Source organism: Mycobacterium sp. SMC-14 (genome assembly GCF_046250075.1).
Lineage (GTDB): Bacteria > Actinomycetota > Actinomycetes > Mycobacteriales > Mycobacteriaceae > Mycobacterium.
In genome coordinates this window covers 2,943,139-2,969,764 of sequence record NZ_CP176429.1, presented here as the reverse complement: position 1 = coordinate 2,969,764, position 26,626 = coordinate 2,943,139, and the positions used below count along the sequence as shown (strand labels likewise).

Here is a 26,626-nt window from a genome sequence, read left to right as displayed (position 1 = left end):
GCGGCAGCATGGCGTCGATGTCGTTCCGCGTCGAACAACCTTCGAGTGCGGAGCCCAGCGCGCTCTACGACACGTTCCTGGACGTGGAGAGTTGGCCGGCGTGGATGCCGACCGTGTCGGCCGCCTCCTGGGAACGGCGGGGAGCGCCGGACACCGCGGTTACCGGCATCCGGCTCGTGCGCATGCGTGGCTCGCTTGTGCGCGATGAGATCACCGGGGGAAGTCGGCCGCACCGTCATGCGTACACCACCACGCTGCCGGGATTCTGGCCCGTCAAGGATTACCGCGGTGACATCCGTATCGATAAGCGCCCCCACGGAAGTCTCATCACCTGGACTGCGACCTTCGAGTCACCGGTCCCTGGGTTCGGTCACCCGCTACGGTTCGCGCTGCGAACGTTGATCGCCCGACTGGCGGCAGCGCTGGCGACAGAGGCGGAGGGCGCCTCGACGACACCGTGAAACCAGACCCGGGCCCTGCCTACAGGTTGCCGACGCTCGACATCGGGCCCTGCGCGAACCCCCAGTCTAAGAGGGCGGCTGCCTGGTCCCAGTAGGTCGGCCCGCCCTCATGGATGAGCCCGTACATCATTGCGACCACCAGCCGCCGGCCGTCGCGGGCGGCACCGCCGACATAGGTCTTGCGGGCAGCGTCGGTGAAGCCGGTCTTGCCGCCGAACGCCCCCGGGTACCGGGCCAGCAGCTCGTTCATGTTCACGATCGGACGGTCCCCGGAATCGGTGGGGAACGTCGCCGCCGGCTGCGCGGTGATCTCGGCGAAGACCGGGTTGGCCATCGCCGCCCGGAAGATGGCCGCCAGGTCGTGCGGGGTGCTCGCGCCCGGGCCGCCGGGGCCGTCCAGGCCGGACGGTGTGCTGGCGTGGGTGTCGGTCGCGCCGACCGCGCCGGCCTTGGCGTTCATCTTCGCCACCGCCGCCTCGGGCCCGCCGAGCATGTCCGCCAGCGCGTTGGCGGCGTCGTTGCCCGACACCAGCAGCAGACCTTCGAGCAGTTGTCGCGCGGTGTAGCTGTGATCGGCCTTGACTCCGACACAGTTGCACTCCACATGAGTGTCGGCCGGCGTGGCGACCATGGTGTCGTCGAGATTCAATTCGTCGAGCACCACCAAAGCCAGCAGAACCTTGATGGTGCTGGCCGGCGGAGTCACGGCGTAGCCGTTCTGCTCGGCGAGTACCTGACCGGAATCCAGGTCGGCGATGAGCCAGTTCGGAGCCGGGCCGAGCGGCACGGGTGCCGAGCCGATGGGCTGGGCGGCATCGGCGTTGACAGTCACGGCGGGCGAGGCGAACACGGTCGCAAGGGCCGCGATTGCGGCCAAGATTTTCCGCATGGCGGCCTACCTTACCGCCGTGGTGTTGAATCGAGGAATGCTGAGCCAACAAGAAATTTCGGACCGTTGGGAGATCCAGCAGCTGCTGGTCGATTACTCGACCGCGATCGACACTCGCAACTTCGACGGTCTGGACGCGGTGTTCACCTCCGACGCCTACATCGACTACCGCGCGATGGGCGGTATCGACGGGCGCTTCCCGGAGGTGAAGGCTTGGCTGGCCGAGGTACTGCCCAATTTCGCGGGTTACGCCCACATGCTGGGACTGCCGGCGATCCGGGTGGACGGCGACAGTGCCACCGCGCGCACCTTCTGCTTCAACCCGATGGTGTTCGGCGGGGAAAAGCCCGCCACCATGTTGTTGGGCCTGTGGTACGACGACGAGTTCATCCGCACCGCGCAGGGCTGGCGGATGAGCCGGCGCTGCGAGATCAAGTGCTTCGAGAAGCTGCCCTGACGCGATTTCAGCTGACCGGCTCGGTTCTGGCACAATAGGCGGCTGTCCGCCGCGCGACTACGGCTGCGCGGTCGTGGCGCAACACGCGAGGCAAAACCGGATGGGAGCAAACCCGCCCCCGTCGCTGAATTGCAGCGTGCTACCTCAGGAGTAATTCATGGCTGTCAAGATCAAGCTCACCCGTCTCGGCAAGATCCGCAATCCGCAGTACCGCATCGCGGTCGCCGACGCCCGTTCCCGCCGGGACGGTCGCGCCATCGAGGTCATCGGTCGCTACCACCCGAAGGAAGAGCCGAGCCTGATCGAGATCGACTCGGAGCGCGCCCAATACTGGCTGTCGGTCGGTGCTCAGCCCACCGAGCCGGTGCTCAAGCTGCTGAAGATCACCGGTGACTGGCAGAAGTTCAAGGGCCTGCCGGGTGCCGAGGGTCGTCTCAAGGTCAAGCCGGCCAAGCCGAGCAAGCTGGAGCTGTTCAACGCCGCGCTGGCCGAGGCCGAGGGCGGTCCGACCACCGAGGCCACCACCGCCAAGAAGAAGAAGGCACCGGCCAAGAAGGCCGACGAGAAGGCCGAGGCTTCCGCCGGGGACGCCGCAGCCGAGGCGCCGGCTGCTGAGGCCGCCGAGTCGGCCAGCGAGAGCTGACCGCGGACATGAGTGCCGTGGTGGCAGATGCTGTCGAGCACTTGGTGCGCGGCATCGTCGACAACCCCGAGGACGTACGAGTCGACATGGTGACCAACCGCCGTGGCCGCACCGTCGAGGTGCACGTGCACCCCGACGACCTGGGCAAGGTAATCGGTCGCGGCGGTCGCACCGCCACTGCGTTGCGCACCCTCGTCGCCGGTATCGGTGGACGCGGCATCCGCGTGGACGTGGTGGACACCGACCGGTAGCCGGCTGGCTCATGGAGCTGACGGTCGGGCGTGTAGTCAAAGCACACGGCATCCGCGGCGAACTCGTCGTCGATGTCCGTACCGACGATCCCGAACTCCGGTTCGCGCCGGGTGCCACACTGCACGCCCGTAAATCCGGTTCGCCGCAACGCGACTACGTCGTCGAGGCGGCACGCCCGCACGGTGCGCGCCTGTTGGTGCGGTTGGCCGGGGTCGGCGACCGCGACGGTGCTGACGCGTTGCGCGGCAGCATTTTCGTCGTCGACTCCGCCGACCTTCCGCCGATCACCGAACCGGACACCTACTACGACCACCAACTCGAGGGTCTACAGGTGCGCACGGTGGCGGGGGAGGAGATCGGCACCGTGACCGAGGTGCTGCACACCGCCGCCGGGGAGCTGCTCGCGATCAAGCGGACCGATGGCCGGGAACTGTTGGTGCCGTTCATCGCCGCCTTCGTGCCGTCGGTGTCGCTAGCCGACAACGCCGTGGTGATCGAACCGCCCGACGGGTTGCTGGAGCTGGACGGATAAAGCGCGGCATGAGAATCGATGTCGTCACGATCTTCCCCGACTATCTGGCCCCGATCCGTCAATCGCTGCCCGGCAAGGCGATCGACTCCGGGATGGTCGAGTTGCAGGTCCATGACCTGCGGCGCTGGACTCACGATGTGCACCGCTCGGTGGACGACTCGCCTTACGGCGGCGGCCCCGGAATGGTGATGAAGGCTCCGGTCTGGGGTGAAGCGCTGGACGAAATCTGTTCGGAGCAGACTGTTCTCGTCGTCCCCACTCCGGCGGGCACACTGTTCGACCAGGCCACCGCGCAGCGCTGGAGCTTAGAAGAGCATCTGGTGTTCGCCTGCGGCCGCTATGAAGGCATCGACCAGCGGGTCGCCGACGACGCCGCTCGGCGGATGAGGGTCGAAGAAGTGTCGATCGGTGACTATGTGCTGGCCGGCGGCGAGCCCGCCGTGTTGGTGATGCTGGAGGCGGTGCTGCGGCTCATGCCAGGCGTGCTCGGCAATCCGGCGTCGCAACGTGACGATTCGCATTCCCCGGACCGTGACGGGCTGCTGGAGGGGCCGAGCTACACCCGCCCGCCGAGCTGGCGCGGCCTGGACGTGCCCAATGTACTGCTCTCCGGTGACCACGCCCGGATCAACGCCTGGCGCCACGAGGCGGCCCTGGAGCGGACCCGCGCGCGCCGTCCGGACCTGCTGGACGACTAAGCCAGACGGTGATCCGCTTCGCCCGGCTTCGCCGCGCGTGCGATCGCCTAGATCCGACCGCCCGGGAAGATGGTCTTGACGGCCTCGGTGATGGTGGTGCGCGCGGTGGCGTCGTCGCTGGGCTGCAGCGACTCGATCACCACGATGTAGCGACGATCCGCTCCGACCACACCGGTCGACAGGTGCATCCAGTTGTTGCCGATGCAGCACATCCAGCCCTGCTTCACCGCCACGGGCTCGTCGTACAAGCCCTCCGGGATCCCGAATCGCTGCGGGTAGCCGTCGAGGCCGCTCGGGGTGGACTGCGCGAGGTTGTTCATGATGATGCTGGCCTGGGCCGGTGGCAGACCGCCGGAGCCGTTGAGCAGCATGTCGTAGTAACGCGCCAGGTCCGGTGCGGTACTGATGGTGTTCCACCAGGCACCGTTCGACGGCGGCGAGGTGCCGGCCAGGCCATAGCGGCCGGCCACCCGGGTGATGATCGCGTTGCCGCCGTTCTGGTTCCAGAACGTCTCGGCTGCCCCGTCGTCGGACGCACGCAGCATGGAGTCGAGAGCAGCCCGGTCGTCGGCCGACAGGCCGCCTTCGGGTTTGCGGAGCAGCAGGTCGTCGGCGATGAACAGCTTGACGACCGACGCGGTGGCGATCGGTCGGGTGTTGCCGTTGGTGATCAATTGGTGCGAGATCCGGTCCAGCACCGCCACCGAGATGTTGGCCCCGACTTTGGCGGCGTCGTCGGTGGCTTCTTGCATGCGCGCCGAGAGGCCGTCGACCACCGCGGCCGGCTGGATGGCAGGCGCCCGGGGAACCTCGATCGCCGTGGCCACCGGCGCCACCTCGGGGGCGCGGTACGGCGTCGGCCGTACGGCGTCGGCGCCGTAGACCTTCTCGTCGCAACCGAACACCACCGTGGAAATCACCATGACGATGGTCAGCAGAAGCATCGATGGCCGCACGGCGGGTGGCCTCCTCAACAGGTGTCAGTCGCGTAATCGCACCGAACTATGGGTTACGGGCTCGCCACACTGCTGCCATCGGCCCGCCGGATAGGTTACCGCGTGGGCATGAGGATCGCGCAGTTCGGTCACTTCCAGAGTTATCACGGCGGCGGGGTTCGGTGTGGAACGACCAGCGGCGATTTGCGCGATTTCGCTGGCTGCGCTGCGTCTGGCACAATTGAGCAGTTGTCGCCTGCGGTTGATGCTGCAGCGGAGTCCTGGCGTCCCGGTCACCGCACAGCGCGACAACATGCCCGAACCCATCGGCTCGGTAACCGTCTGCATGCTCACAACGCGTGTCGGCCGGTCCGCAGCCGCGACCCGCGAGGAAGTGTTTCCGCAATGAACACGCTGGACATCGTCGACAAGGCGTCGCTGCGCGACGACATCCCGGCCTTCGCCCCCGGCGACACGGTCAACGTGCACGTGAAGGTGATCGAGGGCTCCAAGGAGCGCATCCAGGTGTTCAAGGGTGTGGTCATCCGTCGGCAGGGTGGCGGTGTTCGCGAGACGTTCACCGTCCGCAAGGAGAGCTACGGCGTCGGCGTGGAGCGGACCTTCCCGGTGCACTCGCCCAACGTCGACCACATCGATGTCGTGGTCCGCGGTGACGTTCGGCGCGCCAAGCTGTACTACCTGCGTGAGCTGCGCGGCAAGAAGGCCAAGATCAAGGAAAAGCGCTGATCTTGCCCGCGCTGGGCTTTCTTCGGTCGGTCCCCGGCACCGCTGACGCGGTCATTACCCTGATCTCGTGACCGAAACCACGGGCTCATCACCCGAAAGTTCCCCCGAGGCGGCTGAGGCTGCCGAGGCGCCCGAGGACGGCAAGCACAACACCTTCCGTGAGTCGGTCGTGCTGATCGCGATCGCTCTGGTGCTGTACTACCTGGTGCTGACCTTCGTGGCACGTCCGTACCTCATTCCCTCGGAGTCGATGGAGCCGACGCTGCACGGCTGCCACGGCTGCGTCGGCGACCGGATCATGGTGGACAAGGTCACCTACCGGTTCGGCGCACCGCAGCCCGGTGACGTCGTCGTCTTCCGTGGACCCCCCTCGTGGAACGTGGGCTACAAGTCGATCCGGTCGACCAACACGCCGGTGCGCTGGGTGCAAAACGCCCTGTCGTTCATCGGCTTCGTCCCACCCGATGAGAATGACCTGGTCAAGCGAGTTATCGCGGTTGGCGGTCAGACGGTTCAGTGCCGAAATGACACCGGCCTGACCGTCGACGGCAGGGCGCTCCACGAGCCCTACCTGAACCCGGCCACCCTCATGGTCGACCCGATGGTCTACCCCTGCCTCGGCAACGAGTTCGGTCCGGTGACCGTGCCCCAAGGGCGGCTGTGGGTGATGGGCGACAACCGCACCCATTCGTCGGACTCGCGGGCACACTGCGACTCGGTGCAGGTCCAGCCCGACATGCAGCGCCGGATCCTGTGCACCGGAGAAGATCTGGACGCCGGCACCGTGCCGGTGGCCAACGTGATCGGCAAGACCAGGTTCATTGCCTGGCCGCCGTCGCGCTGGGGACCGGTGAAAGCGACAAACCCGCAGCAGGGGCCTTAGGCGATGGCCCCGGGCTGGCCGCCGCGCACGGTGATCCGTCGCTCACCGGGGTTGCGCACCTTGGAGTCGGCGCTGTACCGCGGTGGGCTTGGTCCGGTCGCCGGCGTGGATGAGGTCGGTCGCGGCGCCTGTGCTGGGCCATTGGTGGTGGCTGCCTGTGTACTGGGGCCGGGCAAGCCGGCTGCACTGGCCGCGCTCGACGACTCCAAGAAGCTCACCGAGAAGACCCGCGAGCAGCTGTTCCCGCTGATCCGACGGTATGCGCTGGCCTACCACGTGGTGTTCATCGAGCCGGCCGAGGTTGACGCGCGCGGGGTGCACGTAGCCAACATCGAGGGCATGCGGCGGGCGGTGGCGGGTCTGGCGATGCGCCCGGGCTATGTGCTGTCCGACGGGTTCCGGGTGCCCGGGCTGCCGATGCCCTCGCTTCCGGTGATCGGCGGCGACGGGGCGGCAGCGTGTATCGCCGCGGCGAGCGTGCTGGCCAAGGTCAGCCGGGACCGCTACATGGCGACCCTGGACGACGACCACCCTGGCTACGGCTTCGCGGTGCACAAGGGTTATTCCACCGCGGCGCACACCGCGGCACTGACCGCGTTGGGACCGTGCAGCCAGCATCGCTTCTCGTTCATCAACGTGCGCAACGTGGCTATGGCTGCCGCGGCCGCCCCGGTTGCGGGGACAATGGGGTCGACGAACCGAGCAGAAGGACGGCTGAGCAGATGAGTGCCGAAGATCTCGAGAAGTATGAAACCGAGATGGAACTCTCGCTGTACCGCGAATACAAGGACATCGTGGGTCAGTTCAGTTACGTCGTGGAGACCGAACGGCGCTTCTACCTGGCCAACAGCGTGGAGATGGTGCCGCGCAACGCCGACGGCGAGGTCTATTTCGAGCTTCGGTTGGCCGACGCCTGGGTGTGGGACATGTACCGCCCGGCCAGGTTCGTCAAGCAGGTGCGGGTGGTCACCTTCAAAGACGTCAACATCGAAGAGGTCGAGAAGCCCGAGCTGCGGCTTCCGGAGTAGCGCCGGCCGGCGCGGCGCCTAAGTGCACCCACTGTCCTGACACTGGCGCGGCGTCTTCGAAAACCACCGTCGACAGGATCGGTTCAGCGCACTTTGCTCCGTGTAGCCGAGCAGGACGACGATCTGCCGCACTGGTAACCCGGGCTCGGCGAAGTACCGCATCGCCTGGCAGCGGCGCTGCTCGTCGATGATGTCTCGGCCGCTGGCACCTTCGATCGCCAATCGTCTTTGCAGCGTCCGGGGATGTAGGGCCAGTTCGGCGGCTATCACGTCCATGCTGCATTGCCCGGTGGGCAACAGTCGGCGCGCCAACTCTGCCACCCGTGCCGCCAGTGGCGACGTCCTCGGCAGGTAGGTCGACTCCAGGTACTGGGTGGCAATGCGGCTGGTGTGGGGATCGGCGTTCTCGATCCGGCGTTCCGCCAGATGCGTGGGCAGCTCGAACCCGCACCAGCTCTGCTCGAAGCGCACCGGGCAACCCAGGGCCTCACGGTAGGCGCTGTCGGAGGCCTGTTGTCGGTGGGAGAACGAGACGGAGTCGGGCCGCGCACCTGGGCCGCCGAGCAATTGCAGGATGCGCGCGGCGATGCCCATGCTCAGCTCGTAGGACTGCAGGGGATAGGGGATTCCGCGCTCGGTCACCTCGTATCGGAACGCGATGCCCCGCTGCGTTCGCCTATCGGTCAGTTCCAAAGCGGGGGAGTGGATGTACAGAAACCGCGAGATCGCGCCCAGACCACTGAGCACTGTCTGGGCGTTGCGCGCGATCACCGCGATCGGCCCGAGGATATGCAGCCCTTGCCGGTGGGCAAGGCGAAGCCCGAACTCCGGACACCGAAGTTCATCGGCGGTGGTCTCCAGCAACCGCGCGAACGCGTCGACCGGAACGAACGCGTCCTCCAGCTGTTCCACCTCTACCGGGATATGGAAGCGCGCCAGGAACGCCGCCGGGTCACCGCCGAGTTCGCGGACCAACTCGGCGTAACCCGACGCGGCCGGCGCGCGGATGAAACTGCCCGATGACACCTCGCTAACCACCTCCGCCAACCCGGTTGTCGGAAAATGATAAAAAAACGTCGGAAAATGTCAAGACCAAACGCCCCGGCGATGGACAAGATCGGGGCATGATTTCGCAACGCTTACCCCGTTGGGCCCTAGGACTGGGCTCGTCCGGGATCGTCATCGCCCTGGGCGCACTACGCGGACGCCGGCCGGTTGATCCCACGACCCGATTCGACGGCAAGGTCGTCGTCATCACCGGTGCCGGATCGGGGATAGGTAAAGCGTTGGCGCTCAACCTCGCCGCCCAGGGCGCGAAGCTCGCGCTGTCCGATATCGACACCGGCGGGCTGGCCGACACCGTGCGCGAGGTGCAGGCGCTGGGGGCGCAGGTGAAGGCCGACCAGCTCAATGTGGCTGAACGCGCAAAGGTATTGGCCTACGCCGACGACGTAGCCGGTCACTTCGGTCAGGTGCACCAGGTCTACAACAACGCCGGAATCGCCTACAACGGTGACGTCGAGAAGGCGTCGTTCAAGGACATCGAGCGAGTCATCGATGTTGACTTCTGGGGTGTCGTGAACGGCACCAAAGCCTTTCTGCCGTACCTCATCGCGTCCGGAGACGGGCACATCATCAACGTCTCCAGCCTGTTCGGGCTGATCGCCGTGCCGGGTCAAAGTGCCTACAACGCGGCCAAGTTCGCTGTGCGTGGCTTCACCGAGGCGCTGCGGCAAGAAATGTTGATCAGCGGTCATCCGGTCAAGGTGACGTGCGTGCACCCAGGAGGCATCAAGACCGGGGTGGCCCGCAACGCGACCGTCTGCGACGGCGAAGACGCCCAGACGCTGGCCGAGTTCTACGACCGATACCTGCTGCGCCATTCCCCGGAGATGGCCGCGCAGACCATCCTCGACGGCGTCCGCGCGGGCCGCTCCCGGGTGTTGATCGGCTGGGAGGCACACGCCCTCGACGTTCTCGTGCGGGTAGTCGGACCGGGGTATCAGCGGCTCACCGCCGCCGCGGCGGGGCGATTCTTTCCGTGGACGAAGCCGGGGAGCGCCCGATGAATCCCTCGTTTGATCTGTTCAAGTTGCCCGAGGAGCATGATGAGTTGCGGGCGGCGATTCGGGCGTTGGCGGAGAAGGAGATCGCTCCGTACGCCAAGGATGTCGACGAGCAGGCCCGATTCCCCGAAGAGGCCCTGACCGCGCTGAATGCGTCGGGTTTCAACGCTGTGCATGTGCCCGAGGAGTACGGCGGGCAGGGTGCGGATTCGGTGGCGGCGTGCATTGTGATCGAAGAGGTCGCCCGGGTGTGTGCGTCGTCGTCGTTGATTCCGGCGGTGAACAAGCTGGGCACGATGGGTTTGATCTTGTCGGGTTCTGATGAGCTCAAGGCGCAGGTGTTGCCGGGTTTGGCGTCTGGTGAGGTGATGGCCTCCTATGCCTTGAGTGAGCGTGAGGCGGGCAGTGATGCCGCGGCGATGCGGACGCGCGCCAAGGCTGATGGGGATGACTGGATCCTCAACGGTTCTAAGTGCTGGATCACCAATGGTGGCAAGTCCAGTTGGTACACGGTGATGGCGGTAACGGACCCCGACTTGGACGCCAATGGGATCTCGGCGTTCATGGTCCACATCGACGACGAGGGCTTCACCATCGGGCCCAAGGAGCACAAGCTCGGCATCAAGGGGTCGCCCACGACCGAGCTGTATTTCGAGAACTGCCGTATTCCCGGCGACCGGATCATCGGTGAGCCCGGGACGGGTTTCAAGACCGCGCTGCGGACGTTGGACCACACCCGCCCGACGATCGGTGCGCAGGCGGTCGGCATCGCGCAGGGCGCTTTGGACGCGGCGATCGAATACACCAAGGACCGTAAGCAGTTCGGCAAGAACATCAGCACGTTTCAGGGTGTGCAGTTCATGTTGGCCGATATGGCGATGAAGCTCGAGGCTGCTCGGTTGATGGTGTATTCGGCGGCGGCGCGGGCCGAGCGCGGTGAGACGGGGTTGGGTTTCATCTCGGCGGCATCGAAGTGTTTCGCCTCGGATGTGGCGATGGAGGTCACCACCGATGCGGTGCAGTTGTTCGGTGGGGCGGGTTACACCACGGATTTCCCGGTGGAGCGGATGATGCGCGATGCCAAGATCACCCAGATCTATGAGGGCACCAACCAGATCCAGCGCGTCGTCATGAGCCGACACCTACTGCGCTGACACCGCGGCGGACACAGGGGGCACAAGGTGGAACCAGACGTGGATGTCGAACAGCGGACCGGTCCGGTCGACTACCTCATGGCACTGAGCGAGTCGCTGGCGGCCGTGCCCGTCGTGGGCAAGCGCCTCACCCCGCTCGGGACGCTGGTTGCCGCGGGCCTGTGGGTCGGGGGTCGCGCTCCCGGTATCGCTTCGGCGGCGGTCAAAGGAATGTTCGTGCCGCGACGCGGTGCGCGCGATGAGCAACCCAGCAAGAGCGCGGCGCAGGCCTGCGTGAATGCCCTGCAGGACGTCGTTGCCGCCGAACGGCTCGACATCGACTGGCCGGCCCCCGGGCGGCTGCCACCGGTGTTGAGCTACCACCGGAACCGCCGCCGATACCTCTACCGGGCATCGGTGAGCTACGGGGACTCGCCCGAACAGGTGCTGGACATCTGGCGCCGGCCCGGGCCACTGGCCATGTCGGCGCCGGTGCTGATCTTCGTCCCTGGCGGCGGCTGGGTGCACGGCCGCCGCGCGCTACAGGGCGACGCGTTGCTGAGTCACCTCGCCGACCAGGGCTGGCTGTGCCTGTCGATCGACTACCGCGTATCGCCGCGCAATCGCTGGCCGCGCCACCTCAACGATGTCAAGACCGCGGTTGCCTGGGCGCGGGCCAACGCCGACACCTTCGGCGGCGACGGCGATTTCGTCGCCATCGCGGGCACTTCGGCCGGTGGACACTTGGCCGCCCTGGTCGGGCTGACCGCCGGGGACCGCAGCCTGCAAGCTGATCTGTCGCCCGACGCCGACACGTCGGTGGACGCGGTAGTGGGCATCTACGGGCGCTACGACTGGGAAGACCGATCGACTCCGGAGCGGCGCCGGTTCATGGACTTCATTGAGCGGGTCGTGGTCCGCAAGCGCCACGACCGGCACCGCGAGCTGTTTCGGGCGGCATCGCCGATTGCGCGGGTCGGTCCGCACTCGCCGCCGTTCCTGGTGGTGCACGGCGCCGCCGACACCATCATCCCGGTAGCCCAGGCCGCTGCCTTCGTGGACGCGTTGCGTGCGACCTCGCGGGCGGCCGTGGCCTATCTGGAGCTGCCCGGAGCCCACCACGGGTTCGACGTGACCGACGGTGCGCGAACCCCGTCGACCGTGACGGCGATCGGGATCTTCCTCGGTGAGGTCCACCGGTCGTATCGGTTGGACCGCAAGCAATCCGGAATCGGCAAGCACGGTAACCAGACGGCGCGGAGGCGATAATGGAGAGGCTCAACGGGGTCGACGCATTCATGCTCGGCATGGAGACGCCCAAGGCGTATATGCATACGTTCAAGGTGGCGATCATCGACCCGGCCACCGACCCCGACGGCTGGTCCTTCGACAAATTCTGCGCCGAGGCCGGGCGCCGGCTGCATCTGATGCCGGTCTTGCGGTGGAAGTACCTCGACTCGCCGCTCGGCCTCAACCACCCTTACTGGGTTGAGGATCCGGACTTCCAACTCGGCTACCACATTCGCCGGGTTGCCTGCCCGCCGCCGGCCGACCACAAGAGCCTGTGCGAGTTCATGGCCGACATCTACGCCTACCAACTCGACCGCAGCAGACCGTTGTGGATGATGTGGGTCGTCGAGGGACTCGCCGACGGCAAGGTCGCGTGCGTGATGCTCGTGCACCACGCCTACGTCGACGGTGTCGGCGCATCCTGGCTGATGCAGCGGTTCTACCAGCCGCAGCCGGGCGTCAAGTCCGACGACCCCCCGCCCTACACCCCACCTCCGCTGCCGTCGTGGCTGCGGCGCCTGGGCTGGGCGGTGCGCGACTTCCCCGAAGTGGCCATCGCCAACCTGCCGAAGGTCGCCGCCGGGCTATGGCAGCGGGTCAGGTTGGAACGCCAGCGCAGATCGGCTGGCGCCCCGCCCCATCCGGCGGCCGGAATGATGCGGCAGACCCCGCTGAACGTCAACCTCAGCGCCGGGCGCACCTTCGTCTGCGAGAGCCTCCCTCTGGACAGCTTCGTCACGGTCAGCAAGGCGCTGGATGTCACCATCAACGATGTCTTCAGCAGCTGCGTGGCCGGTGCGGTCCGCCGCCTCCTGATCGCCATGGACTACGACCCCGATGAGCATCCGCTGGTCGGCGCCACCCCGTTCGCCGGCGACCGGCCCACCGGGATGGAGGGCCGCGGCAACTTCGCCACCCAAGACTTCTGCTGGCTGCGCAGCGACCTGGCCGACCCACTGCGGCGCCTGACCGCCAGCCGAACGGCCAACCTCGAGATGAAAGAACACATCAAGGCGGTCAAGGAGGCGGGGGCCGACATCAGCACGTTGTTGCAGGTCGTCCCGCCCTGGGGCATCACGCTCATCCGTAAGGCGATCCATCGCCGCGGAGGCAGCTTCGGCCTTTTCGGAAATCTGGTGCTGTCCAACGTCCCTGGCCCCAAGGACGCGCTCTACCTGGACAACTGGAAGCTCGACAACTGGTTCTCCACCGGTCAACTCGCCGATGGCACCGGCCTCAACGTCACGATGTGGAGTTACTGCGGGCGGGCCAACATCTGCATGCTGGCGGACCGGGAAGTCCTCGACGACGGCTGGCAACTGTTCGGCTATTTCGTCGACGAACTGAACGCCCTGCTCGCCGTTGCCGAAACCAACGAGGTAGCCCGATGAGCGGAATCAGTCCGATGGACTTGACATTTCTGTTGTTGGAGAACCCGAACCGGCCGTTTCACATGGCCGCCATGACGATCTTCAGAAAGCCGCAGGGGCAGGAATCGACTTTCGGTTCCCGCCTGTTCGACGCCTATCGACACAGCCGGGCGGTCAAGCCGTTCAACCACAAACTCACCTGGGCGGGCACCGGGATCGCGGCGTGGGAGACCGTCGAACCGGACATGGACAATCACGTCCGTCAGATCGATCTGCCGGCGCCCGGCACGATGGCGCAGTTCTATGAGTTGGTCTCCACCCTGAACAGTGGGCTACTGGACCGTAGCCGTCCGCTCTGGGAGTGCTACCTGATCGACGGCCTCGAGAACGACTGCCTGGCGGTCATGATCAAGGTGCACCACGCCCTTATCGATGGTGAGGGCGGGCTGCGGGTGATGCGGAACTTCATGAGCGACTCGCCCGACGACGAGCGGCTGGCGGCCCCGTGGATGGCGCCCGAGGGCGGTGCCGCGGGGCGCCGCGTACGGCCCCGCGTGTCCCAAGCCGAGCGACTGCAGAGTCAGCTGCGGGGACTGACCACACTGCCCGCCGACATGATCGGCATCGGCGCCGACCTCGTCGACCTCGGCGTACAAGCGCTGCACCTGAAACCACGCATGGCATCGCTGCCGTTCACTGCGCACCGAACGCTGTTCAACAACACCGCGAAATCGGCGGCCCGCGCCTACGCCGACACCGGCCTGCCGCTCGCCGCGGTTAAGGCCGTGGCCTCAACGACCGACACCTCCGTCAACGACGTCGTCATGACCGTCATCGACGATGCGCTGCACACCTACCTCGCCGAGCGCGGAGCGCCCGCCGACCGCCCACTGGTGGCCTTCATGCCCATGTCGTTGCGCGAGGGACCGCCGCACGGACCCGGCGGGGCGGGCGGCAATCAGGTGAGCGCCGAACTGATCTCCATGGGCATCCCCGGGGCAGCGATCGGCGAGCGTCTGCGACAGATCAACAGGGCGACAAAAGATGCCAAGGCCAAGGGGCGCCGCATGCAGACGACTTCACGTCAGGTCTATGCGCTGCTGCTGGCCGGCAGCATGGCTGTGTCGGACTCCGTGCCCGGGCTGGGGAATGTGCCTAGCGCCAACGTGGTGATCTCGAACATGAAGGGGCCCGCCGAGCAGCTCTATCTGGCCGGTGCGCCGCTGGTCGCGTTCCTGGGTCTGCCGATTCTGCCGCCCGGCGCGGGACTCAACGTCACCTTCGCCAGCGTCAACGACACCGTCCGTATCGCCATCGGTGCGGCACCCGAGGCCGTAGACGAACCCCTGCGGTTGGCCCGGTTGATGGACCAGTCGTTCCAGCGTCTGCAGGACACCACACGGAGGAAACCATGAAGAACATCGGCGCCATGCTCGCACAACGTGCCGTCGTCAGCCCCCGGCTCGAGGCGTACGTCGAGCCGTCGTCATCGGTGCGGATGAACTACGCACAGCTCAATGTGCTGGCCAATCGCTGTGCCGCCGTGCTCATCTCGCTCGGACTCGGCAAGGGCGACCGGGTGGCGCTGTTGATGCCCAACAGTGTCGAGTTCTGCTGCCTGTTCTATGGCGCGGCAAAGATCGGGGTCGTCGTCGTGCCCCTCAACACCCGCCTCGCCGCAGCCGAACTGGAGTTCATCGCGTCCAACAGCGGCAGCAAAGCGCTGATCTACGGTGACGAATTCGCGCCGGTGGCCGACGCCGTGCGGGCGGGCACCACGCATCCGGGCACCGTCACCGACTGGGTGCCGGTGACAGGCGGTGACGGCTCGCTGGAAGAACGCCTCGCAGCCGTGGATGCGAATGAGCCCGACGTCGCATGCGGCGACCAGGACAACCTGTTCATCATGTATACCTCGGGAACCACCGGGAGCCCGAAAGGTGTTGTCCATACGCATGATTCCGTGCACTCGGCGGCAACGTCGTGGTCGCTCACCGTCGATGTGCGCGCCGGAGACCGCGTGCTGTTGCCACTGCCGATGTTCCACGTGGCGGCGCTGACGACAGTCATCTTCTGCGCCATGCGCGGGATCACCCTGATCTCGATGCCGCAGTTCGATCCGGCGACGGTGTGGACGCTGATCGTGCAGGAGCGGGTCACCATCGGCGGAGCGGTGCCGGCGATCCTCAACTTCATGCGCCAAGTGCCCGGGTTCGACGAACTCGTCGCCCCAGACTTTCGCTTCTTCATCACTGGCGGCGCACCCATGCCCGAGCCGCTGATCAGGCTATACGCCGCCAAGAACATGCAGGTCGTGCAGGGCTACGCGCTGACCGAATCGTGCGGCGGTGGCACCCTGCTGCTCGGCGACGACGCCTTGCGCAAGGTGGGCTCGGCAGGGCGGGCCTGCATGTTCGCCGACGTTCGGGTACGCCGGGACGACGGGGTGATCAGCGAACGGGGCGAGGGCGAAGTCGTGATCAAGGCCGACTTCCTGCTCAAGGAGTACTGGAACCTCCCGGGCGCCACCCGCGGCGCGTTCGATGACGGCTGGTTCCGCACCGGCGACATCGGCGAGATCGACGACGAGGGCTACCTGTACATCAAGGATCGCCTCAAAGACATGATCATCTCCGGCGGAGAGAACATCTACCCGGCGGAGATCGAGAACGTCGTGATCGGCATCCCGGGGGTCAACGAGGTGGCGGTCATCGGGCTGCCCGACGAGAAGTGGGGGGAGATCGCCTGCGCGATCGTCGTCGGCGACCAGGGCGCACTGAGCGAGCAGGACATCATCGCCGAGTGCGGGACCAAGCTCGCGCGCTACAAGATACCCAAGAAGGTGATCTTCGCCGAAGCCATTCCGCGCAACCCGACCGGCAAGATTCTCAAGCGGGTCCTACGCAAACAATTCGTGGGCTGACGCGCCCCAAATGAACACCACCGCGTCGAAGCTGACTTCGGTCTAGGCTGACATCTATGACCGCTGTCGACCGTGCCGTCTCCCGCCGTGAAATCACAGATGCCCTGCTCAAGGCCATGGAACGCCGCCACGAGGTGCTGGACGTGATCGTCGATTCCAACGACCGCGCGTCGGCGGTGCAGGCGATTGCCGACCTGCTGGGCGTCTCGCCGCTGGGCTGCGAAGCGGTGATCGGAATGTCGCTGGATCAGCTCACCAAGGAGTCCCGCGACAAGATCGCCGACGAGCTCAACGACTTGAACAACGAGCTCACGTTCACCCTCGGTGACCGGCCGGCCAGTTCCGGCGAGACCCTGGCGCTCCGGATTTTCTCCGGGGAGCAGGACCGCGACATTCTGGCGGACCGGACCACGGACGTCGGCGCAAGCGCCGACGGGACCGGCCGGCCGGCCGACGACATCGGCGACGAGATCAGTTCGGCGCTGGCGCGCGTCGAGGACGAGGACGCGGCGCTGTTCGTCGCCATCGACGGCGGGCACAAGGTGGGGATGGTCTTCGGCGACCTCAACCACGGTGAGGTCAACGTGCGGATCTGGATTCATCCCGAACACCGCAAGAAGGGCTATGGCACCGCCGCGCTGCGCCGGGCCCGCGCCGAGATGGCGGCCTACTTTCCCGGTGTGCCGTTGATCGTTCGAGCACCGGGTGCGCACGCCGGCTAAACAGCGGATCCTTGCCCCGGGTCGCCCCGGGTTTCGGCGCGGCGAGTGAGCCGGACCGCCCAGTTCTGAAGCTGTGGATGAAGGCTGGACTGGGGATAACTTCCTGTCCGGCAGCTGGTTTCGGATCTTCTCGGCTCGACGCTGTCGGGGTGTTGACCGACGCTGACCGGCATGACAACCATGTCTCGTACCGAGCTGGGCGCGCTCGGAGAACAACTGGCCGTCGACCATCTGACCGGACAGGGGTGGGCCATTCTGGCCCGCAACTGGCGCTGCCGTTACGGCGAACTGGATGTGATCGCCGCAGACCCGGTGGCGCGCATCGTGGTGTTCGTCGAGGTGAAGACCCGCAGCGGTGAGGGTTTCGGCGGGCTGGCGTACGCGGTGCCACCGGAGAAGGTACGCCGGTTGCGTCGACTGGCCGGTGCGTGGCTTGTGGGCCAGCAGGCGCATTGGGACCAGGTACGTCTCGACGTGATCAGGGTGCGGGTCGGGCGGAGCCGAACTCCGGAGATCACCCACCTACAGGGGGTGGGCTGAATGTCGCTGGGCCGGGCGTTCTCGGTGGCGGTACGCGGCCTCGACGGTTTGATCGTGGAGATCGAGGCCGACATCACCTCGGGCCTGCCCGGGGTGCATCTGGTGGGGCTGCCCGACGCCGCACTTCAGGAGTCGCGGGATCGCGTGCGCGCGGCGATCACCAACAGTGGGCAGCGTTGGCCCGCGGCCCGGCTGACCCTGGCACTGTCGCCCGCGACGCTGCCGAAGATGGGCTCGGTCTATGACATCGCGCTGGCCGCCGCGGTGCTCTCCGCTGACCGCAAAGCGCCGTGGTCCCGGTTGGAGAAGACGGTGCTGCTGGGGGAACTCGCACTCGACGGGCGGGTGCGACCGGTCCACGGGGTACTGCCCGCGGTGTTGGCCGCCAAGAACGGCGGCTGGGCTGCCGCGGTGGTTCCCGTGGACAATCTCGCCGAAGCCAGCCTGGTGGACGGCATCGATGTGTACGGCGTGGCGACGCTGGGCCAGCTGCACGGCTGGCTGGAGGGCGGCGCACGGCTGCGGGACCGGATGACGACCGTGGCCCCGGTGACCGAGCCGGTCGCGGACCTGGCCGAGGTGGTCGGCCAGGCTCAGGCCCGGTTCGCCATCGAGGTGGCTGCGGCCGGTTCACATCATCTGATGCTGACAGGACCGCCCGGAATCGGTAAAACCATGCTGGCCCAACGGCTTCCCGGGCTGCTGCCGGCACTGACCGAACGTGAGTCCTTGGAGGTCACCGCCATCCACTCGGTCGCGGGCCTACTGTCGGGCAGTGCGCCGCTGATCACCCGGCCGCCCTTCATCGCGCCGCACCACAGCTCGAGTGTCGCGGCGCTGGTCGGTGGCGGATCTGGGATGGCCAGGCCCGGCGCAGTGAGCCGCGCACACCGCGGCGTGCTGTTCCTCGACGAGTGCGCCGAGATCCGGGTCAGCGCCTTGGAGGCGCTACGAACGCCGCTGGAAGACGGGGAGATCCGGTTGGCCCGACGGGACGGGGTGGCCTGCTATCCGGCCCGCTTCCAGCTGGTCATGGCGGCCAACCCGTGCCCGTGCGCGCCGGCCGACCCCAGGGACTGCACCTGTAAGTCGATGGAGAAGCGGCGCTACCTCGGCCGGTTGTCCGGTCCGCTGCTGGACCGGGTGGACCTGCGGGTGGAGATGCATCCGGTCCGAGCGGGAGCATTCTCGGCGGCTGACGGGGAGTCGACTGCCGCGGTGCGGTCCCGGGTCGCGCACGCACGCGCCGCCGCAGCCCACCGATGGGCACCGCACGGCTGTCACACCAACGCCGAGGTGAGTGGGGCGTTGCTGCGACGCAAGTTTCGGCTCAGCGCCGCGGCGATGACACCGCTGCGTACTGCGCTGGACCGTGGCCTGCTGTCGATTCGCGGCGCCAACCGCACACTGCGGGTCGCGTGGACCCTCAGCGATTTGGCCGGGCGGAACTCGCCCGGACTGGACGAGGTTGCGGCGGCCCTGAGCTTTCGCCAAGCAGGCGCGGCACGATGAGCGCCGCAGACAGCACGATACGGGCCTGGGCCTATCTGTCCCGGGTGGCCGAGCCGCCGCGCCCGGAGTTGGCAGCACTGGTCGATCGGGTCGGCCCGGTGGAGGCGGCGGAACGGATTCGGCGCGGCGCTGTGGGTCCGGAGCTGGCCCAACGTACCGAAGCCCGCCGCGAGATCGATGTCGCCGCTGACGATCTGGAGGTACTTGTCCGTCGCGGGGGCCGCCTGATCACCCCGGATGACGACGAGTGGCCAACACTGGCGTTCGCCGGTTTCCGGGGCGCCGAGGCCGCGGACAAACCGGATTGTCAGCCACCGCTCGTGCTCTGGGCGGTGGGTCCGGCTCGCCTCGACGAGATCGCCGAGCGGGCCACCGCGATCGTCGGAACCCGGGCCGCAACCGCCTACGGTGAGCTGGTGGCCGCCGATCTTGCCGCCGGACTGGCCGAACACGATGTGACGGTGGTTTCCGGCGGCGCCTACGGAATCGACGGCGCGGCTCACCGCGCGGCCCTCGCCGCGGACGGCACAACGGCGGCGGTGCTGGCCGGAGGAATCGACATCGCCTACCCAGCAGGCCATTCCGCATTGCTCCACCGCGTCGGCTCCAGCGGGCTGCTGGTCACCGAATACCCACCGGGGGTTCGCCCGGCCCGCTACCGGTTTCTGACCCGCAACCGGCTGGTGGCGGCGCTGGCGGGGGTGACGGTTGTGGTGGAGGCGGGGCTGCGCAGCGGCGCCGCGAACACCGCTGCGTGGGCTCGGCTGCTGGGCCGGCCGGTGGCCGCGGTGCCGGGGCCGGTCACGAGTGCGGCCTCGGCCGGCTGTCACGTGCTGCTGCGCAGCGGCGCCGAACTGGTGACCCGGGCCGACGAGGTGATCGAGCTGGCGGGCCGGGTCGGGGAGCTGGCGGAGGATCCGCCGCGGCCGGTGACACCGCTGGACGGGCTCAGCGCCGCCGAACGTCAGGTCTACGAAGCGCTGCCCGGGCGCGGCGTGGTCACCGTCGATCAGATTGCCGTGGCCTCCGGGCTGGCGCCGTCGCAGGTATTCGGGCCACTGGCGATGCTGGAGGTCGCCGGCCTGGTGGCCCGGCGCGACGGAAGCTGGGCGATAACCCGCCCAAAGCGGCAGCTCGTATAGTCGGCTGGAGCAGGCCGAAGACGGGAGACAGCGTGGCGGGACGACCGGTTCACACCTTCGAAGTTGTCCGCACCGAGCAGGCGTCGGCACACATGATTCGAGTGGTGTTGGGCGGCACCGGTTTCGAAACGTTCACGCCCAGCGCGTTCACCGATTCGTACGTCAAGGTGGTCTTTGTGCGCTACGACGTCGACGTCGCAGCGCTACCGCAGCCGTTGACCCTGGACAGCTTCGCAGGCCTGCCGGACGAGCAGCGTCCGGTGGTCCGCACCCTGACGGTGCGCCGCGCCGATCCGCACGCCAGGGAGATCGCCATCGATGTCTCGGTGCACGGTGACCACGGTGTGGTCGGCCCGTGGGCAGCCGGCGCGCAGCCCGGCGATCCGGTCTACCTGATGGGGCCCGCCGGCGCCTACGCACCTGACCCCGACGCCGACTGGCACCTGCTGGCCGGTGACGAGAGCGCACTGCCGGCGATCGCGGCCGCACTGGAGGCCCTGCCGGCAGACGCGGTGGGCATGGCGTTCCTCGAAGTCGCCGGGCCCGAGGACGAGATCGCGCTGGATGCGCCGGACGGGATCGAGCTGAACTGGCTGCACCGTGGGGGACGGGCCGACCTGGTCGGACAGGAGCGTGCCGGGGACAACGCGCCGCTGATCGAGGCGGTCACCACCGCGGCTTGGCCACCGGGTCAGGTTCAGGTCTTCATCCACGGCGAGGCCCAGGCCGTCATGCACAATCTGCGGCCCTATGTCCGCAAGGAGCGCGGCGTCGACGCGAAGTGGGCATCGATCTCGGGTTACTGGCGCCGCGGGCGCACCGAAGAGACCTTCCGGCAGTGGAAGAAAGAGCTCGCCGCTAAAGAATCAGCCGAAGAACAGACAGGCTAACGCGATGGCATTCGGGGATTACCAGTTCGAGATCTACCTGCAGGGCCTGGCCGGAGTGATGCCCGCGCTGCCGATGACCTACACCGAGTTGGAGGCCAAAGCCGCTGCGGCGCTTTCCCCCTCGGTGTGGTCCTATGTGGCCGGCGGTGCCGGTGACGAGCGCACCCAGCGGGCCAACGTCACCGCGTTCGACGGGTGGGGGCTCATACCGAGGATGTTCGTCGGCGCCGCCGAGCGCGACCTGTCGATCGAGATGTTCGGATTGCGGCTGCCCTCGCCGGTCTTCATGGCGCCGATCGGTGTCATCGGGATCTGCGCGCAGAACGGACACGGCGACCTGGCCAGCGCCCGTGCCGCGGCCGCCACCGGAGTTCCGATGATGGTGTCCACCCTCACCGCGGACCCGCTCGAGGATGTCGCTGCCGAATTCGGTGACACCCCAGGGTTTTTCCAGCTCTACACGCCCAAGGACCGGGAGCTGGCTGCCAGCCTGGTGCACCGCGCCGAGGCGGCCGGTTACCAGGCCATCGTGGTCACCCTCGACACCTGGGTTCCGGGCTGGCGTCCGCGTGACTTAGCCACCTCGAACTTCCCGCAGCTGCGCGGGCACTGCCTGTCCAACTACTGGTCCGACCCGGTGTTCAGGGCGGGGCTGGCCCAGCCGCCCGAGGAGAACCCGCAAGCCGCCATCTTGTCCTGGATCCAGACCTTCGGAAGCCCGCTGAACTGGGATGACTTGCCGTGGTTGCGGTCGCTGACCGACCTGCCGCTGATCGTCAAGGGCATCTGCCACCCCGACGACGTGCGGCGTGCCCGAGACGGCGGCGTCGACGGCATTTACTGCTCCACGCACGGCGGCCGCCAGGCCAACGGCGGACTGCCGGCGCTGGACTGCCTGCCAGACGTGGTGGCGGCCGCCGACGGGATGCCGGTGCTCTTCGACTCGGGCATCCGCACCGGCGCCGACATCATCAAAGCCCTTGCGCTGGGGGCCACGGCGGTGGGTATCGGCCGGCCCTACGCCTATGGACTGGCTCTGGGCGGAACCGCCGGGATCGTGCACGTGCTGCGCTCGCTGCTGGCCGAAGCAGACCTGATCATGGCTGTGGACGGCTATCCGTCACGGCTTGATCTCACCCCGGAAACGCTGCGGCGCGTCACCTGAGCGCCGTCGAGCGATGTCTGAGACCGTGGTCGGTGTGGACGCGATTCTCGACGAGTTCGATGAGTACCTCGCTCTGGAGCGGGGACGTTCCGACCACACCCGGCGCGCCTATCTCGGTGACCTGCGATCGCTGTTCGGATTCCTCGCCGCACAGGGCCATACCGGCATCGAGGGTCTGAGCCTTCCACTGCTGCGCAGCTGGCTGGCCGCGCAGGCCGGCGCCGGTGCAGCCCGCAGCACACTGGCGCGCCGCACCTCGACGGTCAAGACCTTTACCGCCTGGGCGGCGCGGCGGGGGCTGCTGGCATCGGATCCCGGTGCGCGCCTGCAGCTGCCGAAAGCACGCCGGACGTTGCCGGCGGTGCTGCGCCGAGACCAGGCGCACGACGCGATGATTGCTGCGAAATCCGGTGCGCAGCAGAATGATCCCCTGGCATTGCGGGACAGGCTGATCGCCGAGTTGCTCTACGCCACTGCGGTGCGGGTCAGCGAACTGTGTGGCCTCGACATCGACGACGTCGACAGCTCGCGACGGGTGTTGCGAGTGGTGGGCAAGGGCAACAAGCAACGCACCGTGCCGTTCGGGGAGCCCGCCGCCGACGCGCTGCAGGCGTGGCTTGCCCGGGGGCGCCCGCCGCTGGCGACGCTGGACTCCGGCCCGGCGTTGCTGCTCGGTGCTCGCGGCGGTCGCCTCGACCCCCGTCAGGCCCGCACCGTGGTGCACCAGACCGTCGCCGCGGTCGGGGGAGCACCGGATATGGGGCCACACGGGCTGCGGCACACGGCAGCCACGCATCTGTTGGAGGGTGGGGCAGACCTGCGGATCGTGCAGGAGCTGCTCGGTCACTCCAGCCTGGCCACCACGCAGCTCTACACCCATGTCACCGTCGCCCGGCTGCGTGCCGTGCACGATCAGGCCCACCCGCGGGCGTGACGGTGCGGTCAACTGTCGAACTGCCGTCGGGACTGGTCTCGTACCTTGACTTTCGTCCCGACAATCCCGCTTCCTGGGCGGCCGGGACCGTGGTGTTGCTGCATGGTGGCGGCACGGACAGCGCCGAGTTGTCCTGGGGGGAGGTCGGGCCACGCTTGGCGGCCGGCGGCTTGCGGGTCATCGCTCCTGATCATCCCGGCTGCGGTAAGAGCCCGCTGCCCACGTGGCGGGTGACCCAGCAACGGCTGGTCGCCTACGTGGGGGAATTCATCGACGCGCTCGGACTGGATCACTACGCCGTCGGTGGGCTGTCGCTGGGCGGGGCCCTGACGATCGGGCACGTGTTGGACCGCCCCGAACGGGTCACCGCGGCACTGCTGTTGGACAGTTACGGGCTGATGCCGCGGTTGGCCGGCGGCCGGCACATGTTGGCCTGGGCGATGCAGCGCACCGGTGCGCTGGATCTCGCCACCCGCTGGATGGCGACCAATCGCGCCGCGCTGACCTGGAGCCTCAAATCGCTGATTCGTGATCCAGCCCAACGCAGCCCCGAACTGATCGCGGAGATCATCTCCGCCGCACGTCAGCCCGGGTTTGTCGCGTTCGAGCAATGGCAGCGCGACGAGATGTTGTGGAACCGGCTGAAAACCGACTACACGGCGCGGCTGGCGTCGCTGCGGTGTCCGACGCTGATCATTCACGGCGACCGGGATGCCGGCGTGCCCGTGGCGCGTGCGCGGGCGGCCGCCGAACTGATCCCGCATGCCGAGCTGAAAGTCGTTGCCGGCGCCGGCCATTGGGTCCAACGGGACCAGCCCGACGTCGTCATCGCCGCCATGACGGATTTCCTGCGTCGACTGCCGCCGCGGTAGTCGCGCCCAGACCAGATACCGGTTTGAGCCGGATCGGCGTCGAGATCAACAGTCCCAACGGATCGACGTAGTCGGCCCGTGACGCCGGCCCCCACATCGCGCCCCAGTGCAGGCAGGCGGCGCAGCCAGGGTGGCCGGACTCCAAAGTGCCGATCATCGATCCGGCGGCCACCAGCTGACCTGTCCGGACCGCCGCGGCCACCGGCTGATAGCTGGTGCGCAACCCACCGGTATGGGCCAGCGACACCACCGGCTGCCCGCCGGAACGCCCAGCGAACACCACCGTGCCGGCACCGGCGGCATACACCGGCTGGCCCGGCTCCGCGGCCAGGTCCACGCCCCGGTGGCCGCGCTGCCAATCCGGGCGCGGTGCGTCGAAACGCCGCACTACCGCCGGGCGCGGCCGCAGCGGCCAATCCAGCCGAATTGTGTCGCCGTGCGCCGGTGCGGCCAGCAGAAGGCTTCCGACCAGCAACAACGCCAACCACCGCATTCGCCCAGTTCACCTCGGCGGCCCCGGATCGGGCCAGTCACCGCTGTGGACAAAGCACCTGTTCGGACGGTGTAAACTCATCTGCGCAGTTCGCGTATGCGGGCTGACTTCGCGTGGCTGCGCCACAACGCAGATGCCGGGTGGTCCCCGACAGGGGTCCGACATCTCAGCAGGCACCAGGGCCCGGCCTCACCCGACGCCGGGCGTCAACCGACAAAAAAGGAACCATGGACTCATGGCTGTCGTAACCATGAAACAGCTGCTGGACAGCGGCGCCCACTTCGGGCATCAGACCCGTCGTTGGAATCCCAAGATGAAGCGGTTCATCTTCACCGACCGCAACGGCATCTACATCATCGACTTGCAGCAGACGCTGACGTTCATCGACCAGGCGTACGAGTTCGTCAAGGAGACCGTCGCGCACGGCGGCACCATCATGTTCGTCGGCACCAAGAAGCAGGCTCAGGAATCGGTCGCGGCCGAGGCCACCCGGGTCGGGATGCCGTACGTCAACCAGCGCTGGTTGGGCGGCATGCTCACCAACTTCTCCACCGTGCACAAGCGCCTGCAGCGCCTCAAGGAACTCGAGGCCATGGAGCAGACCGGTGGCTTCGAGGGACGCACCAAGAAGGAAATCTTGATGCTGACCCGCGAGAAGAACAAGCTGGAGCGCAGCCTCGGCGGTATCCGTGACATGAACAAGGTGCCCTCGGCCGTCTGGGTCGTCGACACCAACAAGGAGCACCTCGCGGTCGCGGAGGCCATCAAGCTGGGCATCCCGGTCATCGCGATCCTCGACACCAACTGCGACCCCGACCAGGTGAACTACCCGATCCCGGGCAATGACGACGCCATCCGCTCGGCGGCTCTGCTGACCAAGGTCATCGCCTCCGCGGTGGCCGAGGGGCTGCAGGCCCGGGCAGGTCAGGGCAACGGCGAGGGCAAGGCTGCGGCCGAAACGGTTGAGCCGCTGGCCGAGTGGGAGCAGGAACTGCTGGCGGGCGCCACCACCGCGGCGCCTGACGCCGACGCCGCAGCTGCCGGCACCGAAACCACCACCGACGCATCGTAGGAAAGGCACACAACAGTGGGGAACTACACCGCTGCCGACGTTAAGCGGCTTCGGGAACTCACCGGCTCAGGCATGATGGACTGCAAGAATGCGCTGGCCGAGAGTGACGGCGACTTCGACAAGGCCGTCGAGGTGCTGCGCATCAAGGGCGCCAAGGACGTCGGCAAGCGCGCCGAGCGGGCCACCGCCGAAGGTCTGGTCGCGGCCAAGGGCGGCGCCCTGATCGAGCTGAACTCCGAGACCGACTTCGTCGCCAAGAACGACGAGTTCAAGGCTCTCGCAGACGAGGTCGTCACCGCCGCCGCGGCGGCCAAGACCTCCGATGTCGAGGAGCTCAAGAGCGCCAAGATCGGTGACCGCACCGTCGGTGAGGCCATCGAGGCGCTGTCGGCCAAGATCGGCGAGAAGCTCGAACTGCGTCGGGTCGCCTACTTCGACGGCACCGTGGAGACCTACCTGCACAAGCGGGCCTCCGACCTGCCGCCGGCCGTGGGTGTGCTGGTCGAGTACGCGGGCGACAACACCGAGGCGGCCCACGCCGTGGCGCTGCAGATCGCCGCGCTCAAGGCCAAGTACCTGAGCCGTGAGGACGTTCCCGCCGAGCTGGTGGCCAACGAGCGTCGCATCGCCGAAGAGACGGCCAAGGGGGAGGGCAAGCCCGAGGCTGCCCTGCCCAAGATCGTCGAAGGCCGGGTCACCGGTTTCTTCAAGGACGTCGTGCTGCTGGACCAGTCGTCGGTGTCCGACTCGAAGAAGAGCGTCAAGGCGCTGCTCGACGAGGCCGGCGTGACCGTGACCCGTTTCGTGCGGTTCGAGGTCGGACAGGGCTAGGCCGTTCCGGGACTGAAGTTCCGGGTATCTACCGTTCGTTCAAATATCACCGCCAGTGTCACTTGAGTGGCACTGGCGGTGATATTTGTTTGGTCACGTGCTCGCGCCGAACAGGCCCGGCGGCCGCCTTCGACGCCGGCCAATCC

The 26,626-nt window shown here is 67.4% G+C and carries 30 protein-coding genes; 26 read left to right on the top strand and 4 right to left on the bottom strand.

Going from position 1 to position 26,626, the window contains the following annotated elements; genetic code table 11:
- Nucleotides 1-8: 8 nt before the first annotated feature.
- Nucleotides 9-461: an SRPBCC family protein gene (locus tag ACKY0W_RS13990; protein WP_409434548.1), complete on the top strand. Its 453-nt coding sequence runs from the start codon at nt 9-11 to the stop codon at nt 459-461.
- Nucleotides 462-480: 19 nt separating this feature from the next.
- Here the strand turns inward: ACKY0W_RS13990 and ACKY0W_RS13985 are convergent, their stop codons facing one another.
- Complete coding sequence (locus ACKY0W_RS13985; RefSeq protein ID WP_409434547.1) at nt 481-1,350, bottom strand: D-alanyl-D-alanine carboxypeptidase family protein; 870 nt, start codon at nt 1,348-1,350, stop codon at nt 481-483.
- Nucleotides 1,351-1,387: 37 nt separating this feature from the next.
- On the opposite strand from ACKY0W_RS13985, the gene ACKY0W_RS13980 reads away from it, so the two are divergent.
- The 5 genes from ACKY0W_RS13980 to trmD all read left to right on the top strand — a co-directional run bounded on the left by ACKY0W_RS13980 (nt 1,388) and on the right by trmD (nt 3,932).
- Nucleotides 1,388-1,807 (top strand): nuclear transport factor 2 family protein, encoded by a 420-nt coding sequence (locus tag ACKY0W_RS13980; protein WP_409434546.1) that lies wholly within the window; start codon nt 1,388-1,390, stop codon nt 1,805-1,807.
- A 157-nt stretch (nt 1,808-1,964) separates the two neighbouring features.
- Nucleotides 1,965-2,450 carry a 30S ribosomal protein S16 gene (gene rpsP / locus ACKY0W_RS13975; RefSeq protein WP_406757339.1) on the top strand — a complete coding sequence of 162 codons (486 nt, stop codon included), beginning with the start codon at nt 1,965-1,967 and terminating at the stop codon, nt 2,448-2,450.
- Nucleotides 2,451-2,458: 8 nt separating this feature from the next.
- A complete protein-coding gene (locus ACKY0W_RS13970) occupies nt 2,459-2,701 on the top strand; it encodes an RNA-binding protein (RefSeq protein ID WP_409434545.1) in 243 nt (80 codons plus the stop codon).
- Between the two features lie 11 nt (nt 2,702-2,712).
- A complete protein-coding gene (gene rimM / locus ACKY0W_RS13965) occupies nt 2,713-3,234 on the top strand; it encodes a ribosome maturation factor RimM (protein WP_409434544.1) in 522 nt (173 codons plus the stop codon).
- Between the two features lie 8 nt (nt 3,235-3,242).
- Nucleotides 3,243-3,932 carry a tRNA (guanosine(37)-N1)-methyltransferase TrmD gene (trmD, locus tag ACKY0W_RS13960; RefSeq protein WP_409434543.1) on the top strand — a complete coding sequence of 230 codons (690 nt, stop codon included), beginning with the start codon at nt 3,243-3,245 and terminating at the stop codon, nt 3,930-3,932.
- Between the two features lie 47 nt (nt 3,933-3,979).
- On the opposite strand, the gene ACKY0W_RS13955 is transcribed toward trmD, so the two are convergent.
- A complete protein-coding gene (locus tag ACKY0W_RS13955) occupies nt 3,980-4,876 on the bottom strand; it encodes a hypothetical protein (protein ID WP_409437785.1) in 897 nt (298 codons plus the stop codon).
- A gap of 396 nt (nt 4,877-5,272) precedes the next feature.
- Here ACKY0W_RS13955 and rplS point away from each other — a divergent pair, with 396 nt between their 5' ends.
- The 4 genes from rplS (at nt 5,273) to ACKY0W_RS13935 (ending at nt 7,525) form a co-directional block, all read left to right on the top strand.
- On the top strand, nt 5,273-5,614 hold the full coding sequence (gene rplS, locus ACKY0W_RS13950) for a 50S ribosomal protein L19 (RefSeq protein WP_024443224.1): 342 nt from the start codon (nt 5,273-5,275) through the stop codon (nt 5,612-5,614).
- Nucleotides 5,615-5,681: 67 nt separating this feature from the next.
- Complete coding sequence (gene lepB / locus ACKY0W_RS13945; protein WP_409434542.1) at nt 5,682-6,497, top strand: signal peptidase I; 816 nt, start codon at nt 5,682-5,684, stop codon at nt 6,495-6,497.
- Nucleotides 6,498-6,500: 3 nt separating this feature from the next.
- Nucleotides 6,501-7,223 carry a ribonuclease HII gene (locus ACKY0W_RS13940; RefSeq protein ID WP_409434541.1) on the top strand — a complete coding sequence of 241 codons (723 nt, stop codon included), beginning with the start codon at nt 6,501-6,503 and terminating at the stop codon, nt 7,221-7,223.
- Nucleotides 7,220-7,525 carry a DUF2469 domain-containing protein gene (locus ACKY0W_RS13935; RefSeq protein WP_012393608.1) on the top strand — a complete coding sequence of 102 codons (306 nt, stop codon included), beginning with the start codon at nt 7,220-7,222 and terminating at the stop codon, nt 7,523-7,525. The genes ACKY0W_RS13940 and ACKY0W_RS13935 overlap by 4 nt, the downstream gene beginning before the upstream one ends.
- An 18-nt stretch (nt 7,526-7,543) precedes the next feature.
- Here the strand turns inward: ACKY0W_RS13935 and ACKY0W_RS13930 are convergent, their stop codons facing one another.
- Nucleotides 7,544-8,551, bottom strand: coding sequence for an AraC family transcriptional regulator ligand-binding domain-containing protein (locus tag ACKY0W_RS13930; RefSeq protein WP_409434540.1), 1,008 nt, complete (start codon nt 8,549-8,551; stop codon nt 7,544-7,546).
- Nucleotides 8,552-8,649: 98 nt separating this feature from the next.
- On the opposite strand from ACKY0W_RS13930, the gene ACKY0W_RS13925 reads away from it, so the two are divergent.
- From ACKY0W_RS13925 to ACKY0W_RS13860, 14 genes are all read left to right on the top strand, one after another.
- Nucleotides 8,650-9,594, top strand: a complete 945-nt coding sequence (locus ACKY0W_RS13925; RefSeq protein WP_409434539.1) for an SDR family NAD(P)-dependent oxidoreductase — start codon at nt 8,650-8,652, stop codon at nt 9,592-9,594.
- Nucleotides 9,591-10,745, top strand: coding sequence for an acyl-CoA dehydrogenase (locus tag ACKY0W_RS13920; protein WP_409434538.1), 1,155 nt, complete (start codon nt 9,591-9,593; stop codon nt 10,743-10,745). The genes ACKY0W_RS13925 and ACKY0W_RS13920 overlap by 4 nt, the downstream gene beginning before the upstream one ends.
- 78 nt (nt 10,746-10,823) lie before the next feature.
- A complete protein-coding gene (locus ACKY0W_RS13915; RefSeq protein ID WP_409437784.1) occupies nt 10,824-11,993 on the top strand; it encodes an alpha/beta hydrolase fold domain-containing protein in 1,170 nt (389 codons plus the stop codon).
- Nucleotides 11,993-13,405 (top strand): WS/DGAT/MGAT family O-acyltransferase, encoded by a 1,413-nt coding sequence (locus tag ACKY0W_RS13910; RefSeq protein ID WP_409434537.1) that lies wholly within the window; start codon nt 11,993-11,995, stop codon nt 13,403-13,405. Before ACKY0W_RS13915 ends, ACKY0W_RS13910 begins: the two co-directional genes overlap by 1 nt.
- Complete coding sequence (locus ACKY0W_RS13905) at nt 13,402-14,799, top strand: wax ester/triacylglycerol synthase family O-acyltransferase (protein WP_409434536.1); 1,398 nt, start codon at nt 13,402-13,404, stop codon at nt 14,797-14,799. The genes ACKY0W_RS13910 and ACKY0W_RS13905 overlap by 4 nt, the downstream gene beginning before the upstream one ends.
- Nucleotides 14,796-16,307, top strand: coding sequence for an acyl-CoA synthetase (locus tag ACKY0W_RS13900; RefSeq protein WP_409434535.1), 1,512 nt, complete (start codon nt 14,796-14,798; stop codon nt 16,305-16,307). Before ACKY0W_RS13905 ends, ACKY0W_RS13900 begins: the two co-directional genes overlap by 4 nt.
- A gap of 56 nt (nt 16,308-16,363) precedes the next feature.
- Complete coding sequence (locus ACKY0W_RS13895; RefSeq protein WP_409434534.1) at nt 16,364-17,029, top strand: GNAT family N-acetyltransferase; 666 nt, start codon at nt 16,364-16,366, stop codon at nt 17,027-17,029.
- A 171-nt stretch (nt 17,030-17,200) separates the two neighbouring features.
- Entirely contained in the window at nt 17,201-17,569 is a 369-nt protein-coding gene (locus tag ACKY0W_RS13890; protein ID WP_409434533.1) for a YraN family protein, read from the top strand.
- Nucleotides 17,570-19,081 (top strand): YifB family Mg chelatase-like AAA ATPase, encoded by a 1,512-nt coding sequence (locus ACKY0W_RS13885; RefSeq protein ID WP_409434532.1) that lies wholly within the window; start codon nt 17,570-17,572, stop codon nt 19,079-19,081.
- Nucleotides 19,078-20,223 carry a DNA-processing protein DprA gene (gene dprA, locus ACKY0W_RS13880; RefSeq protein ID WP_409434531.1) on the top strand — a complete coding sequence of 382 codons (1,146 nt, stop codon included), beginning with the start codon at nt 19,078-19,080 and terminating at the stop codon, nt 20,221-20,223. Before ACKY0W_RS13885 ends, dprA begins: the two co-directional genes overlap by 4 nt.
- Before the next feature lie 32 nt (nt 20,224-20,255).
- Nucleotides 20,256-21,113: a siderophore-interacting protein gene (locus ACKY0W_RS13875; RefSeq protein WP_409434530.1), complete on the top strand. Its 858-nt coding sequence runs from the start codon at nt 20,256-20,258 to the stop codon at nt 21,111-21,113.
- A 4-nt stretch (nt 21,114-21,117) separates the two neighbouring features.
- On the top strand, nt 21,118-22,278 hold the full coding sequence (locus tag ACKY0W_RS13870) for an alpha-hydroxy-acid oxidizing protein (protein ID WP_409434529.1): 1,161 nt from the start codon (nt 21,118-21,120) through the stop codon (nt 22,276-22,278).
- Nucleotides 22,279-22,312: 34 nt separating this feature from the next.
- Nucleotides 22,313-23,212 carry a tyrosine recombinase XerC gene (locus ACKY0W_RS13865; RefSeq protein WP_409437783.1) on the top strand — a complete coding sequence of 300 codons (900 nt, stop codon included), beginning with the start codon at nt 22,313-22,315 and terminating at the stop codon, nt 23,210-23,212.
- Between the two features lie 2 nt (nt 23,213-23,214).
- Nucleotides 23,215-24,084, top strand: coding sequence for an alpha/beta fold hydrolase (locus ACKY0W_RS13860; protein ID WP_409434528.1), 870 nt, complete (start codon nt 23,215-23,217; stop codon nt 24,082-24,084).
- On the opposite strand, the gene ACKY0W_RS13855 is transcribed toward ACKY0W_RS13860, so the two are convergent.
- Complete coding sequence (locus ACKY0W_RS13855) at nt 24,038-24,577, bottom strand: M23 family metallopeptidase (protein ID WP_409434527.1); 540 nt, start codon at nt 24,575-24,577, stop codon at nt 24,038-24,040. The genes ACKY0W_RS13860 and ACKY0W_RS13855 overlap by 47 nt on opposite strands.
- Before the next feature lie 235 nt (nt 24,578-24,812).
- On the opposite strand from ACKY0W_RS13855, the gene rpsB reads away from it, so the two are divergent.
- Nucleotides 24,813-25,649: a 30S ribosomal protein S2 gene (gene rpsB, locus ACKY0W_RS13850; protein WP_409434526.1), complete on the top strand. Its 837-nt coding sequence runs from the start codon at nt 24,813-24,815 to the stop codon at nt 25,647-25,649.
- Nucleotides 25,650-25,664: 15 nt separating this feature from the next.
- Complete coding sequence (gene tsf, locus ACKY0W_RS13845; protein ID WP_409434525.1) at nt 25,665-26,480, top strand: translation elongation factor Ts; 816 nt, start codon at nt 25,665-25,667, stop codon at nt 26,478-26,480.
- The last annotated feature ends 146 nt before the right edge of the window (nt 26,481-26,626 follow it).

What these genes read in the sequence shown, in the direction of transcription:
- ACKY0W_RS13870 (WP_409434529.1), top strand. Translation starts at nt 21,118, where the DNA reads ATGGCATTCGGGGATTACCAGTTCGAGATCTACCTGCAGGGCCTGGCC.
- ACKY0W_RS13955 (WP_409437785.1), bottom strand. Translation starts at nt 4,876, where the DNA reads ATGCTTCTGCTGACCATCGTCATGGTGATTTCCACGGTGGTGTTCGGT.
- ACKY0W_RS13900 (WP_409434535.1), top strand. Translation starts at nt 14,796, where the DNA reads ATGAAGAACATCGGCGCCATGCTCGCACAACGTGCCGTCGTCAGCCCC.
- ACKY0W_RS13990 (WP_409434548.1), top strand. Translation starts at nt 9, where the DNA reads ATGGCGTCGATGTCGTTCCGCGTCGAACAACCTTCGAGTGCGGAGCCC.
- ACKY0W_RS13890 (WP_409434533.1), top strand. Translation starts at nt 17,201, where the DNA reads ATGACAACCATGTCTCGTACCGAGCTGGGCGCGCTCGGAGAACAACTG.
- ACKY0W_RS13985 (WP_409434547.1), bottom strand. Translation starts at nt 1,350, where the DNA reads ATGCGGAAAATCTTGGCCGCAATCGCGGCCCTTGCGACCGTGTTCGCC.
- ACKY0W_RS13940 (WP_409434541.1), top strand. Translation starts at nt 6,501, where the DNA reads ATGGCCCCGGGCTGGCCGCCGCGCACGGTGATCCGTCGCTCACCGGGG.
- rpsB (WP_409434526.1), top strand. Translation starts at nt 24,813, where the DNA reads ATGGCTGTCGTAACCATGAAACAGCTGCTGGACAGCGGCGCCCACTTC.
- ACKY0W_RS13980 (WP_409434546.1), top strand. Translation starts at nt 1,388, where the DNA reads ATGCTGAGCCAACAAGAAATTTCGGACCGTTGGGAGATCCAGCAGCTG.
- dprA (WP_409434531.1), top strand. Translation starts at nt 19,078, where the DNA reads ATGAGCGCCGCAGACAGCACGATACGGGCCTGGGCCTATCTGTCCCGG.
- ACKY0W_RS13935 (WP_012393608.1), top strand. Translation starts at nt 7,220, where the DNA reads ATGAGTGCCGAAGATCTCGAGAAGTATGAAACCGAGATGGAACTCTCG.
- ACKY0W_RS13895 (WP_409434534.1), top strand. Translation starts at nt 16,364, where the DNA reads ATGACCGCTGTCGACCGTGCCGTCTCCCGCCGTGAAATCACAGATGCC.
- ACKY0W_RS13885 (WP_409434532.1), top strand. Translation starts at nt 17,570, where the DNA reads ATGTCGCTGGGCCGGGCGTTCTCGGTGGCGGTACGCGGCCTCGACGGT.
- trmD (WP_409434543.1), top strand. Translation starts at nt 3,243, where the DNA reads ATGAGAATCGATGTCGTCACGATCTTCCCCGACTATCTGGCCCCGATC.
- ACKY0W_RS13925 (WP_409434539.1), top strand. Translation starts at nt 8,650, where the DNA reads ATGATTTCGCAACGCTTACCCCGTTGGGCCCTAGGACTGGGCTCGTCC.
- ACKY0W_RS13905 (WP_409434536.1), top strand. Translation starts at nt 13,402, where the DNA reads ATGAGCGGAATCAGTCCGATGGACTTGACATTTCTGTTGTTGGAGAAC.
- ACKY0W_RS13915 (WP_409437784.1), top strand. Translation starts at nt 10,824, where the DNA reads ATGGCACTGAGCGAGTCGCTGGCGGCCGTGCCCGTCGTGGGCAAGCGC.
- ACKY0W_RS13970 (WP_409434545.1), top strand. Translation starts at nt 2,459, where the DNA reads ATGAGTGCCGTGGTGGCAGATGCTGTCGAGCACTTGGTGCGCGGCATC.
- rplS (WP_024443224.1), top strand. Translation starts at nt 5,273, where the DNA reads ATGAACACGCTGGACATCGTCGACAAGGCGTCGCTGCGCGACGACATC.
- rpsP (WP_406757339.1), top strand. Translation starts at nt 1,965, where the DNA reads ATGGCTGTCAAGATCAAGCTCACCCGTCTCGGCAAGATCCGCAATCCG.
- rimM (WP_409434544.1), top strand. Translation starts at nt 2,713, where the DNA reads ATGGAGCTGACGGTCGGGCGTGTAGTCAAAGCACACGGCATCCGCGGC.
- ACKY0W_RS13910 (WP_409434537.1), top strand. Translation starts at nt 11,993, where the DNA reads ATGGAGAGGCTCAACGGGGTCGACGCATTCATGCTCGGCATGGAGACG.
- ACKY0W_RS13855 (WP_409434527.1), bottom strand. Translation starts at nt 24,577, where the DNA reads ATGCGGTGGTTGGCGTTGTTGCTGGTCGGAAGCCTTCTGCTGGCCGCA.
- ACKY0W_RS13920 (WP_409434538.1), top strand. Translation starts at nt 9,591, where the DNA reads ATGAATCCCTCGTTTGATCTGTTCAAGTTGCCCGAGGAGCATGATGAG.